Genomic DNA, 11,634 nt, shown 5'->3' with positions numbered 1-11,634 from the left:
GATGACGGACCGGGGATCGACGGGGATCGGGGCGGGATGGATTCGTACGACGACAGGAGCGTCGAAGACGGGAACGGGAGCGCCGGGCCGGGGTCGGGGCGGGGCGAGAACACGGCGTCCGACGTCGTTCAGGGGCAGACGCAGACGCAGACGCAGACGCAGACGCAGGCGCAGGGTGCTCGCGCCGGTATGGCCGCCCTGTCGCTTCCGTACCAGATAGCCGCCGCGATCGCGCTGTCCGTCATCGGGCTGGTCGCCTGCGTTCAGCTGGCCATGGTGTTCCTCCATGTCGCACCCTCCAACACGCTGACGAAACAGCACGGCGAAGCGGTCGACGAATGGATCTACCCCGAGTTCGAACAGAACTGGAAGCTCTTCGCTCCGAATCCGCTTCAGCAGAACGTGGCCGTTCATGTGCGGGCCGAGATAGTCGGCGCCGACGGCCGCCGCACCACACCCTGGATGAGCCTTTCTGCCGAGGACGGCCGCGCGATACGCGGCAACCTGCTCCCCAGCCACATCCACCAGAACGAGCTGCGTCGCGGCTGGGACTTCTACATCGGCTCCCACGACAACGAGAACCGGGCGAACGGCCTGCGCGGTGAGCTGTCCGAGCGCTACATGCGCCGAATAGCGATGGCGCGCCTGAGCGAGCACGACTACGGCGGCACCGTCGAGCGCATCCAGATCCGTTCCGAGACGCGGTCGGTGGGGGCGCCCGACTGGAGCGAGGAGAAGATCAGCACGAAGCCGTCCTACCGGGTGCTGCCCTGGTGGACCGTGAATCCCGCCGACCTTCCCGAGAACGCCGAGGGGGCGGGCAAGTGAGTACATTCGCCTTCGATCGCAAGCTCGCCCGCGGTATCCAGCGCATCACCTCCTCGGCTCTCGGCCCGTACCAGAGCGCCGTCATCCGGATCGGATTCTCCGCCACCTATCTGCTGTTCCTGCTGCGCGAAGTGCCGCATCGCCACGCGATGTACGGCCCCGACGGCCCATGGGGCTGGGACATGGCGAAGCAGCTCATATCGGGCAATCAGTCCTTCACCGTGCTCATGTGGTCGGACGGTGCGGTCTGGTTCGAGATCGTGTACGCGGTGGCACTGCTCTCCGCCGCGCTGCTGATGGTCGGCTGGCACACCCGTGCCACGTCGGTCCTGTTCATGGTCGGTGTGCTCTCCCTCCAGAACCGCAGCATCTTCATGGGTGACGGCGGCGACAACGTCATCCATCTGATGGCGATCTACCTCGTGCTGACGCGCTGCGCACAGGTCTGGTCGTTGGACGCCCGGCGCGCGGCTCGTGCGGCCCGTGCGGCGGAGACGGACGGCGGAGCGGAAGCGGGTGAGGACGCGGAAGCGGCAGTGGACGTCGTTGATCCTCGGCGCTCGGTGCGGGGGGACGTGGCCGGTCCGGTTCTCTGGGGGCTGCTGGGTCTGGTCCTGATCGTGGCCACCGTGACGGACGGTCTCGGCGGCACCTGGTGGCTGCCGGTTCTCTTCTGGATCCTCTGGGTCGGCCAGGGCGTCTGGTGGGCCGTGAACCGCCGCGCGCCGCACAGCGAGGCGCGCACTCTGCTCGACGTCATCGCCAACCTCGCCCACAATGCGACCCTCGTCGTGATCATGGCTGAGGTCTGTCTGATCTATGCGACGGCGGGTTGGTACAAGATCCAGGGGTCGCGGTGGCAGGACGGCACAGCGCTGTACTACCCGCTCAAGCTCGACTACTTCACGCCCTGGCCCGCGCTGTCGGACATCCTCGCCTCCAACAGTGTGATGGTGATGCTGCTGACGTACGGCACGGTCGTCGTGCAGGTCGCCTTCCCCTTCACGCTGTTCAACCGGCGGGTCAAGAACATCCTGCTCGTCGTCATGATGTGCGAGCACGCCGGAATCGCCCTGCTGCTCGGGCTGCCCTTCTTCTCGATGGCGATGATCGCCGCCGACTCCGTCTTCCTGCCGACCGTCTTCCTCGTGTGGCTCGGCGGCCGGGTGACGCTCGGGCGGGAACTGCTGTTCTCGCGCGAGGGCAAGGTGCCCGGGCCGCGGCGGGCCGTCGATGACGAGGAGGCCCCGCAGCACAGCGGCGACGGGGGCCATACGCTCGTCGGGTGAGTAGTGAGAGCGGCAGCAGCACTGGTGGCATCGGCGGCCCCGGCGGGAAAACGTCGACCGGGGAGTTTGCGGGGTTGGAACCGTCCGGCACATCCGTTCCGACGGCAGATCCTGGTCGGGCCGCGGAACCGATGCAGTACGACGAAGGATTCGGAACGGAGATCGGCGTCGGGCCGCACCCGCTGCCTTGGCCCGCGGACGAGCGGTACGACCCCGAGCTGCTTGCCGACGGCGACCGGCGCAATGTGGGCGACGCCTACCGGTACTGGACGCGGGAGGCGATCGTCGCCGATCTGGACCTGCGGCGGCATGACTTCCACGTGGCGGTCGAGAACTGGGGCCACGACTTCAACATCGGCTCCGTGGTGCGCACCGCGAACGCCTTCCTCGCCAAGGAGATCCACATTGTGGGGCGGCGGCGCTGGAACCGGCGCGGCGCGATGGTCACCGACCGGTACCAGCATGTGCGGCACCACCCCGACACGGAGTCGCTGACGACGTGGGCGGCGGCGGAGGGGCTGCCGATCATCGGGATCGACAATCTGCCGGGGGCGGTGCCGCTGGAGCGGACCGAGCTGCCGCGGCGGTGTGTGCTGCTCTTCGGGCAGGAAGGGCCCGGACTGACCGACGAGGCCCGCAAGCACGCGGCCATGGTGTGCTCCATCGCTCAGTTCGGGTCGACGCGGTCGATCAACGCGGGGGCCGCGGCCGCGATCGCCATGCACGCGTGGGTGCAGAGGTATGCGGCGATTCCGGGGGACGGACGGAAACCGGGGGCCTGACGCCGGCGGCGCGGTAAGGGTACGGGTACGTGCACGGACGGGGCATTGGGCACCCGGTCGCGTGCTGTCCCCGCCACCCGCCCCTTCACATGGGCGAGGGCCCTGGGGCCGGGGCCCCGCCCCGGCCCCAGGGCGCGGATATCCGGCGCGGACGGGGAGGGGCGGGCCGATGGCTCGGAACGCGGGCTACGCCTGGCGGCGGACTTCCACCATGCGGAAGCGGTTTGATACGAAGGCCCCGTCGCACAGGGCTGCGTTCGCAGCCGGGTTGCCCCCCGAGCCGTGGAAGTCGGAGAACGCCGCGGTCTGGTTGACGTACACCCCACCGGTCAGATTCAGCGAGAGCTGGGCCGACTCGTCCAGGCAGACGTCCTCCACCGCGCGCTCCACCTCCGGTGAGGTGGTGTACGCGCCCACCGTCATAGCGCCCTTGTCACGGATCGTGCGGCGGAGCAGTTCCACGGCGTCGGCGGTCGAGTCGACCGCCACCGCGAAGGAGACCGGCCCGAAGCACTCCGACAGGTAGTGCTCCTCGTCGTCCGGCTTGGTGCCGTCCAGTTTGACGACGACAGGGGTGCGGACCACGGCGTCGGGGAATTCCGGGTTGGCCACCTCGCGGGAAGACAGGGCGACCTCCCCCAGCTCCGCGGCCGCGTCCAGACGGGCCTTCACATCGGGGTTGACCAGGGCGCCGAGCAGCGCGTTCGCCCGGGAGTCGTCGCCCAGCAGTCCGCTGACCGCGGCCGCGATGTCGTCGACGAGCTCGTCGTACGTCTTGTCGCCGGCATCGGTGGTGATGCCGTCCCGGGGGATCAGCAGATTCTGCGGGGTCGTACACATCTGGCCGCTGTACAGAGAGAGGGAGAACGCCAGGTTGGCGAGCATCCCCTGGTAGTTGTCGGTGGAGTCGAGAACGATCGTGTTGACTCCGGCCTTCTCGGTGTAGACCTGGGCCTGGCGGGCGTTGGCCTCCAGCCAGTCGCCGAAGGCGGTGGATCCGGTGTAGTCGATGATCTTGATCTCGGGGCGGACCGCCAGGGTCTTCGCGATGCCCTCACCCGGTCGTTCGGTGGCCAGAGCGACCAGGTTGGCGTCGAAGCCCGCCTCGGCGAGCACCTCGCGCGCCACCTGCACCGTGAGCGCCAGCGGGAGCACGGCGCGCGGATGCGGTTTGACCAGGACCGGATTGCCGGTGGCCAGGGAGGCGAAGAGCCCGGGATAGCCGTTCCACGTGGGGAACGTGTTGCAGCCGATCAGGAGCGAGATGCCACGGGGTGCCGCGACGAACGACTTGTGCAGCCGGAGCGGATCGCGCTTGCCCTGGGGCTTGGACCAGTCGGCGCTTTGCGGAGTGCGGATCTGCTCCTCGTACGCGTACGCCACCGCTTCCAGGCCGCGGTCCTGGGCGTGCGGGCCGCCCGCCTGGAACGCCATCATGAAGGCCTGGCCGCTGGTGTGCATCACCGCGTGGCCGAACTCATGGGTCCGGGCACTGATGCGCGCGAGGATCTCCAGGCAGACCAGGGCCCTGGTCTCGGGGCCCGCCGCGCGCCAGGCGGCCATGCCCGTACGCATCGCGGGAAGCAGGACGTCCAGGTCGGCGTGCGGGTACTCGACGCCCAGCTCGGGCCCGTACGGAGAGATCTCTCCGCCCGTCCAGCCGTCGGTGCCCGGCTGGCCGAGGTCGAGCCGGGTGTGCAGCGCGGCGTCGAAGGCGGCCTTGCCCTCGGCGGCGCCCAGACTGCCGGGGGCACCGCCCTCGCCGTACGCCTTCGGGTGCTCGGGGTGCGGGGACCAGTAGGCGCGCGTACGGATCGCGTCGAGGGCCTGGTCGAGCGTGGGGCGGTGCTTCTCGGACAGCAGGTGCGGGGAGAGCTCGGCGGCCATGACGGACCAACTCCTCATCGAGCTGGGCAGGGACGGGCGGACAGAGTTAGAGTAACCGAACGATCGGTCGGGACAAGGGGGCCCGCCAAACCTGTGGACAACTCGTAGGGGAGGATCGCGGACATGACCACGGCCAAGCGGGACACGTACACCCCGGAGACTCTGCTCACCGTCGCCGTCCGTGTCTTCAACGAGCGCGGCTACGACGGCACGTCCATGGAGCATCTCTCCAGGGCGGCGGGCATCTCCAAGTCGTCCATCTACCACCATGTCGCGGGCAAGGAGGAACTGCTCCGCCGTGCGGTGAGCCGGGCGCTGGACGGCCTCTTCGGGATTCTCGACGAGCCGGGGGCGACGCAGGGACGTGCGATCGAGCAGGTCGAGTACGTCACCCGGCGTACCGTCGATGTGCTCATAGCCGAACTGCCCTACGTCACGCTGCTGCTGCGCGTAAGGGGAAACACGAAGACCGAGCGCTGGGCCATGGAACGCCGCCGCGAGTTCGATCACCGGGTGACCGATCTGCTGCGAGCGGCGGTCGCGGACGGCGATCTCCGCTCCGACGTGGACATACGGCTGGTGACACGGCTGCTCTTCGGAATGGTCAACTCGCTGGTGGAGTGGTACCGCCCGCAACCGGACGGTGGTTTCGACGGGGAGCGGCTGGCCGACACGCTCGTCCGGGTCGCCTTCGACGGGATGCGGTCCAGCCGCTGAACGGTTGTCGCCGGGAGAGGGCCGGGGCACCGTCCTGCGGCGCGACCGCTTTGCTGCGTTCGCCCGGGTTCCTGTCCGTCGGCACGGCTTCTGAAGGGATTCCGTGCGTGAGCGGGTTGCGCGCGTGAACGAGCCCCGCGGCGGGGCGAGTTGTGTTCCCGGTTCGGATTCCGGTTTCCGTCACGTGAGCTCGGTCGGCCGGTCCGGCCCCGGGGCGAGGTCCGTCTCCTCGAACACCAGGAGTGTGCGGGTGGAGAGCACCTCCGGGATGGCCTGGATCCTGGTCAGGACCAGCTCGCGCAGTGACCGGTTGTCCGGGGTGTGCACCAGCAGCAGGACGTCGAAGTCGCCGCTGACGAGCGCGATGTGCGTGGCCCCCGGCAGCGCTTGGAGCTGCTCGCGAACAGTGCGCCAGGAATTCTGGACGATCTTGAGCGTGATGTACGCGGAGGCGCCCTGCCCCGCCCGTTCATGGTTCACCCGCGCGCTGAAACCGCGGATCACGCCGTCCTCGACGAGCCGGTTGATCCGGGCGTACGCGTTGGCCCGGGACACGTGGACGCGATCGGCCACCGAGCGTATCGAGGCGCGGCCGTCCGTCTGGAGCAGCCGCAGGATGTCGCGGTCGATGGCGTCGAGCGGGCGCGCGGGCGGAACCTGGCCGGAGCCCTCGCCCCCATCGGCCATTTGTTCAGCTGACATGTGCCCGCGCCTCCCTGTCCTGGACGACCTGCCCCTATCCCAGGCTGTGGAGAACCGTTTGTCCACAGGCTGAAGGCGCCTGTAGCCAAAATGCGCTCGCGACCGAACAATCGGTAGGTGAGGCACACCACATCCGTGCCTCGGACAGCGCTCGACATTTCGATGCATTTCGACACCCTCGGCATCGGACGACCCCCGATGCCGCCAGACGCCGCTCGAAACCCTCGATGCCAGGAGGTGCTTGTCATGACGGTCCAAGAGCTGCCCGGCGCGGCTGCTTACCGGCCCACGCCGCCCCCGGCCTGGAAGCCGCTCACGGATCCCGCGCCGCTGCTCCCGGACCCCGAGCCGTACCGCGTGCTCGGCACGGACGCCGCGGCCGATGCCGACCCCGAGCTTCTGCGGCGGCTCTACAAGGAGCTGGTCCGCGGCCGGCGGTACAACGCACAGGCGACCGCTCTCACCAAGCAGGGCCGACTCGCCGTCTACCCGTCGAGCACGGGGCAGGAGGCCTGCGAGATAGCGGCCGCCCTGGTGCTGGAGGAGCGGGACTGGCTCTTTCCCAGCTATCGCGACACGCTGGCGGCCGTGGCGCGCGGCCTGGACCCGGTCGAGGCACTGACCCTGCTGCGCGGTGACCGGCACACCGGTTACGACCCGCGCGAGCACCGCATCGCACCACTGTGCACGCCCCTTGCCACCCAGCTGCCGCACGCCGTGGGCCTGGCGCACGCGGCGCGTCTGAAGGGCGACGACGTGGTGGCGCTGGCCATGGTCGGTGACGGCGGGACCAGTGAGGGCGATTTCCACGAGGCGCTGAATTTCGCGGCTGTCTGGCGGGCCCCGGTCGTCTTCCTCGTACAGAACAACGGTTTCGCGATCTCCGTACCGCTGGCGAAGCAGACCGCCGCGCCGTCCCTCGCGCACAAGGCCGTGGGGTACGGGATGCCGGGCCGGCTGGTGGACGGCAACGACGCGGCCGCCGTGCACCAGGTCCTCGGCGAGGCGGTCGCGCGGGCCCGGAGCGGTGGCGGTCCGACGCTCGTCGAGGCGGTGACGTACCGCATGGACGCCCATACGAACGCCGACGACGCCACTCGGTACCGCGTCGAGAGCGAAGTGGAGGCATGGCGTGCGCACGATCCGATCCAGCTCCTGGAGCGGGAGCTGACCGGGCGGGGGCTGCTCGGCGACGACGTGATCGAGGAGGCGCGCGTGGCCGCGGAGCGGATGGCGGCGGCTCTGCGCGAGCGGATGAACGCCGATCCGGTGCTCGACCCGATGGATCTCTTCGCCCATGTCTACGCGGAACAGACCACGCAACTCCGGGAGCAGGCAGCGCGGTTGCGTGTGGAGCTGGACGCCGAGCAGGAGCAGCACGGCCACAACGACGTGGAGGAAGGGCGATGACCACCGCAGCGGCGCCGGCCGGAGAGCGTACGGCGAAGGCCAAACCCGCCACCATGGCGCAGGCGCTCGGGCGAGCGCTGCGCGACTCGATGGCCGAGGATCCGACGGTGCACGTCCTCGGTGAGGATGTCGGCACACTCGGTGGCGTCTTCCGGATCACCGACGGCCTGGCGAAGGAGTTCGGCGAGGACCGTTGCACGGACACCCCGCTGGCCGAGGCGGGCATTCTCGGCACGGCTGTCGGCATGGCGATGTACGGGCTGAGGCCCGTGGTGGAGATGCAGTTCGACGCCTTCGCCTATCCCGCGTTCGAACAGCTCCTGAGCCATGTGGCCAAGATGCGGAACCGGACGGCCGGTGCCATGCCGTTGCCGATCACGGTGCGGGTGCCGTACGGCGGCGGGATCGGCGGGGTCGAGCACCACAGCGACTCCTCGGAGGCGTACTACATGGCGACGCCCGGCCTTCAGGTCGTCACGCCCGCCACCGTCGAGGACGCGTACGGGCTGCTGAGGGCCTCGATCGCCTCCGACGACCCGGTGGTCTTCCTGGAGCCGAAACGGCTCTACTGGTCGAAGGCCGACTGGTCGCCCGAGACTCCGGTGACGGTGGAACCGATCGGACGCGCCGTCGTCCGTCGACCCGGGCGCAGCGCGACGCTGATCACATACGGCCCGTCGCTGCCGGTCTGCATGGAGGCCGCGGAAGCGGCCGTCGAAGAGGGCTGGGATCTCGAAGTCGTCGATCTGCGCTCACTGGTGCCGTTCGACGACGAGACCGTGGCCGCTTCCGTGCGGCGTACGGGGCGCGCGGTGGTCGTCCATGAGTCCTCCGGTTTCGGCGGTCCGGGCGGCGAGATCGCGGCCCGGATCACCGAGCGTTGCTTCCACCATCTGGAGGCGCCGGTGCTACGGGTCACCGGGTTCGACATTCCGTATCCGCCGCCGATGCAGGAGCGGCACCATCTGCCGGGCGTGGACCGGGTGCTCGACGCGGTTGCCCGTTTGCAGTGGGAGGCGGAGAGCTGATGCCTCAGGTACTCGAATTCAAGCTGCCGGACCTCGGCGAGGGGCTGACCGAGGCGGAGATCGTGCGCTGGCTGGTGGAGGTCGGTGATGTCGTCGCCATCGACCAGCCGGTCGTCGAGGTGGAGACGGCCAAGGCGATGGTGGAGGTGCCGTGCCCGTACGGCGGCGTGGTGACCGCGCGGTTCGGCGAGGAGGGCGTGGAGCTTCCGGTCGGGGCGCCGCTGCTGACGGTGGCGGTGGGAACCGAGGGAGTCGTGGGGTCTGAGGGAGCCTCGGGGTCCGGGGGAGCGGCGGTCGCGGGGACGGGCACGGGCTCGGGTTCGGGCTCGGTCACGGGGGCCGGGGCCGCGGTGGCGGCGTCGGCTGCGGGGCCGGGATTCGGCTCGGGCGGGGCGGAGTCGTCCGGGAATGTGCTGGTCGGGTACGGGACGAGCGCACCATCGGCGCGCCGTCGGCGGGTTCGTCCCGAGGCGATGGGGGCGCCTGCTGCCCCACCTGCGACGGCTGAGGCCGCGAGTTCCGCACCTGTGCCGGACGCGGACCCGGTGCGGGGGCCGGTGGCCGTGGTCTCCCCGCTGGTACGGAAGCTGGCGCGGCAGCACGACCTCGACCTGCGGCAACTGGCGGGGTCCGGGCCCGACGGGCTGATCCTGCGGGCCGATGTCGAGTCCGCGATCAGGGCGAAGGACGAACAGAGGGCGGCTCCTCCGCCGACCACGGTCCCGGTCTCGGTTCCGGTGCCGGGATCGGTGCCGGGGGCGGTTTCGGAACCCTCGTTGCGGCCCCCGGTGGCGCGGGGGGTGGCCGGCCCGGCCGTGGAGCGGATCCCGTTGCGTGGGGTACGCGGCGCGGTGGCCGACAAGCTGGCGCGCAGCAGGCGGGAGATCCCCGATGCCACGTGCTGGGTCGACGTCGACGCCACCGAGCTGATGGCCGCCAGATCCGCGATGAACAGCACTGGTGGTCCGGCCGCCGGCCCCAAGGTGACGGTGCTCGCCCTGCTGGCGCGTATCTGCGTCGCCGCGCTGGCCCGCTTCCCCGAGCTCAACTCCACGGTGGACGCGGAGGCGCGGGAGGTCGTACGGCTGCCGGAGGTTCATCTCGGGTTCGCGGCCCAGACCGACAGGGGCCTGGTCGTTCCGGTCGTCCGGGATGCGCACGCCGGGAACGTGGACTCGATCGGTTCCGAGATCGCCCGGCTCACCGAGGCGGCCCGGAACGGCAGGCTGACCCCGGCGGAGCTGACCGGCGGCACGTTCACACTGAACAACTACGGGGTGTTCGGGGTCGACGGTTCGACCCCGATCATCAACCACCCGGAGGCGGCCATGCTGGGCGTCGGCCGGATCGTGCCCAAGCCGTGGGTGCACGGGGGCGAGCTGGCCGTACGCCAGGTCGTCCAGCTCTCGCTGACCTTCGACCACCGGGTCTGCGACGGCGGGACGGCGGGCGGTTTCCTGCGCTACGTGGCCGACTGCGTGGAGCAACCGGCGTTGCTGCTGCGCACGTTGTAGGCGAGATCGGCCGCGGGCTCTCGTTCTCTCCCCCGTCGATCCGCCGGATTGGGGACCGGGCGGATCGACGGGAGGCCGCGGCCCGCATACTCGGATGCATGACCGCGTATGACGCCATCGTTCTGGCCGGAGGAGCTGCCAAGCGGCTCGGCGGCGCCGACAAGCCGGGGATCCTGGTCGGTGGCCGTGCGCTGCTCGACCGGGTGCTGGCGTCCTGCACCGATGCCTCGGCCACCGTGGTGGTGGGTGGGCGGCGGCCCACGGTGCGCACAGTGATCTGGGCGCGCGAAGAACCGCAGGGCGGCGGCCCCTTGGCTGCGCTCGACGCCGGGGTTCGGCGTACCACCGCGGAGTGGGTCCTCGTCCTCTCGGCCGATCTGCCGTTCCTGGGGAAGGGCACCGTCGGAGCTCTGTTGGCCGCCGCCGGTGAAGGACAGCGCGACGGGGCCCTGTGCACCGATCAGGACGGTCGCGATCAGCCTCTCGTCGCCGTCTACCGTGCCGAACCGTTGCGCCGCGAGCTCGCCCTGCTCGCCGCCGAGCACGGCAGCCTGTCCGGGCTTCCCCTGCGGTTGCTGACGAATGAGCTCGACCTCGCCCGGGTGGAGGCCGGTCCTCTCGCCTCCTTCGACTGCGACACCTGGGAGGACATTGCGTCGGCCCGTGCCCGCATCAGAGAGCATGGAACCGTGCTGGATGAATGGATCACCGCAGTCAAGAGCGAACTGGGTATCGACCTCGACGTCGACACCGACGTCCTGCTCGACCTGGCCCGTGACGCCGCTCACGGCGTCGCCCGGCCCGCCGCGCCCCTGACGACCTTCCTGGTCGGCTACGCGGCGGCGAAGGCGAGCAGCGACGGTGATGGCCCGGCGGCGGTTGCCGAGGCCGCTCGCAGGGCCGCCGCGCTCGCCCTTCGGTGGGCTGACGAGAACGAGACGCAATGACGGCCGACGACAGCAGATCCGACCTGCCTCCTGCCGTCGACGTCGCGTCGACGGGCGCCGGTCCCTCAGCGAGCGCCGATCCCTCGATGGGGGTCGGTCCCTCGGCGGGGGTCGGGGCTTCGGCGGGTGTCGGGTCCTCTGTCCGCGACCGTCCGGCTTCGGCCGATCGTGGATCGGAGTCCGGCGACAGTTCTCCGGCGGCTGATCCGTTCTCGGCGGTCGGGGTGTCTCCGGCGGGTGGGGCGTCTTCGGAGGGCGACCGGTTTCTGTCCGCGCGTACGTCTTCGGCGGGCGGTTCGTCCTCGGTGGTCGGCTCACCCTCAGGAGGCGGACGCTCTCTGTCGGCGGATCGGGGACCGACCCCGGAGGAATTGCGGGCCGCCGAGGAGGAACGGGCCGTTGAACAGGCGCTCGCGCTGGTCGGGCGCCGGTCGCCGGCCGAGCCCTGGTCCACCACAGGGCGCTCTCATTCTGCGGACCAGTCCCACCTCGCCGGCCGGCCTCGGCCGGCGGACGAGCCCCACCGCGCG

Annotated in this window: 10 protein-coding genes; 8 read left to right on the top strand and 2 right to left on the bottom strand. The window is 70.3% G+C overall.

What is annotated here, in order from left to right:
* Positions 1–36 precede the first annotated feature (36 nt).
* The 3 genes from ACIQCZ_RS17770 (at position 37) to ACIQCZ_RS17760 (ending at position 2,899) form a co-directional block, all read left to right on the top strand.
* Positions 37–828: a DUF5819 family protein gene (locus tag ACIQCZ_RS17770; RefSeq protein WP_402283247.1), complete on the top strand. Its 792-nt coding sequence runs from the start codon at positions 37–39 to the stop codon at positions 826–828.
* Complete coding sequence (locus ACIQCZ_RS17765) at positions 825–2,117, top strand: HTTM domain-containing protein (protein WP_402283246.1); 1,293 nt, start codon at positions 825–827, stop codon at positions 2,115–2,117. The genes ACIQCZ_RS17770 and ACIQCZ_RS17765 overlap by 4 nt, the downstream gene beginning before the upstream one ends.
* A gap of 131 nt (positions 2,118–2,248) precedes the next feature.
* Positions 2,249–2,899 carry a TrmH family RNA methyltransferase gene (locus ACIQCZ_RS17760; protein WP_402283244.1) on the top strand — a complete coding sequence of 217 codons (651 nt, stop codon included), beginning with the start codon at positions 2,249–2,251 and terminating at the stop codon, positions 2,897–2,899.
* Between the two features lie 186 nt (positions 2,900–3,085).
* Here the strand turns inward: ACIQCZ_RS17760 and paaN are convergent, their stop codons facing one another.
* A complete protein-coding gene (gene paaN / locus ACIQCZ_RS17755; protein WP_402283243.1) occupies positions 3,086–4,786 on the bottom strand; it encodes a phenylacetic acid degradation protein PaaN in 1,701 nt (566 codons plus the stop codon).
* A 123-nt stretch (positions 4,787–4,909) separates the two neighbouring features.
* On the opposite strand from paaN, the gene ACIQCZ_RS17750 reads away from it, so the two are divergent.
* Positions 4,910–5,503: a TetR/AcrR family transcriptional regulator gene (locus ACIQCZ_RS17750; RefSeq protein ID WP_402283242.1), complete on the top strand. Its 594-nt coding sequence runs from the start codon at positions 4,910–4,912 to the stop codon at positions 5,501–5,503.
* Positions 5,504–5,683: 180 nt separating this feature from the next.
* On the opposite strand, the gene ACIQCZ_RS17745 is transcribed toward ACIQCZ_RS17750, so the two are convergent.
* Entirely contained in the window at positions 5,684–6,190 is a 507-nt protein-coding gene (locus ACIQCZ_RS17745) for an Lrp/AsnC family transcriptional regulator (protein WP_391741521.1), read from the bottom strand.
* Between the two features lie 261 nt (positions 6,191–6,451).
* On the opposite strand from ACIQCZ_RS17745, the gene pdhA reads away from it, so the two are divergent.
* The 4 genes from pdhA to ACIQCZ_RS17725 all read left to right on the top strand — a co-directional run bounded on the left by pdhA (position 6,452) and on the right by ACIQCZ_RS17725 (position 11,104).
* Positions 6,452–7,615, top strand: a complete 1,164-nt coding sequence (pdhA, locus tag ACIQCZ_RS17740; RefSeq protein ID WP_402283241.1) for a pyruvate dehydrogenase (acetyl-transferring) E1 component subunit alpha — start codon at positions 6,452–6,454, stop codon at positions 7,613–7,615.
* Positions 7,612–8,643 (top strand): alpha-ketoacid dehydrogenase subunit beta, encoded by a 1,032-nt coding sequence (locus ACIQCZ_RS17735; protein WP_402283239.1) that lies wholly within the window; start codon positions 7,612–7,614, stop codon positions 8,641–8,643. Before pdhA ends, ACIQCZ_RS17735 begins: the two co-directional genes overlap by 4 nt.
* The gene (locus tag ACIQCZ_RS17730) at positions 8,643–10,157 is read left to right on the top strand and encodes a dihydrolipoamide acetyltransferase family protein (protein ID WP_402283238.1); all 1,515 of its coding nucleotides are present in this window, start codon (positions 8,643–8,645) and stop codon (positions 10,155–10,157) included. The genes ACIQCZ_RS17735 and ACIQCZ_RS17730 overlap by 1 nt, the downstream gene beginning before the upstream one ends.
* 98 nt (positions 10,158–10,255) lie before the next feature.
* A complete protein-coding gene (locus ACIQCZ_RS17725; RefSeq protein WP_402283236.1) occupies positions 10,256–11,104 on the top strand; it encodes an NTP transferase domain-containing protein in 849 nt (282 codons plus the stop codon).
* Positions 11,105–11,634 lie beyond the last annotated feature (530 nt).

Source organism: Streptomyces sp. NPDC093149 (assembly GCF_044754145.1).
In the GTDB taxonomy this organism is placed as follows: Bacteria; Actinomycetota; Actinomycetes; order Streptomycetales; family Streptomycetaceae; genus Streptomyces.
Note: the sequence above shows the minus strand (reverse complement) of the source record. Positions and strands in the feature narration are given on the sequence as shown.

Bases quoted from the DNA above. Each gene is read 5' to 3' on its own strand.
- ACIQCZ_RS17770 (WP_402283247.1), top strand. From the start codon at position 37: ATGGATTCGTACGACGACAGGAGCGTCGAAGACGGGAACGGGAGCGCC.
- ACIQCZ_RS17760 (WP_402283244.1), top strand. From the start codon at position 2,249: ATGCAGTACGACGAAGGATTCGGAACGGAGATCGGCGTCGGGCCGCAC.
- paaN (WP_402283243.1), bottom strand. From the start codon at position 4,786: ATGGCCGCCGAGCTCTCCCCGCACCTGCTGTCCGAGAAGCACCGCCCC.
- ACIQCZ_RS17750 (WP_402283242.1), top strand. From the start codon at position 4,910: ATGACCACGGCCAAGCGGGACACGTACACCCCGGAGACTCTGCTCACC.
- ACIQCZ_RS17745 (WP_391741521.1), bottom strand. From the start codon at position 6,190: ATGGCCGATGGGGGCGAGGGCTCCGGCCAGGTTCCGCCCGCGCGCCCG.
- pdhA (WP_402283241.1), top strand. From the start codon at position 6,452: ATGACGGTCCAAGAGCTGCCCGGCGCGGCTGCTTACCGGCCCACGCCG.
- ACIQCZ_RS17735 (WP_402283239.1), top strand. From the start codon at position 7,612: ATGACCACCGCAGCGGCGCCGGCCGGAGAGCGTACGGCGAAGGCCAAA.
- ACIQCZ_RS17730 (WP_402283238.1), top strand. From the start codon at position 8,643: ATGCCTCAGGTACTCGAATTCAAGCTGCCGGACCTCGGCGAGGGGCTG.
- ACIQCZ_RS17725 (WP_402283236.1), top strand. From the start codon at position 10,256: ATGACCGCGTATGACGCCATCGTTCTGGCCGGAGGAGCTGCCAAGCGG.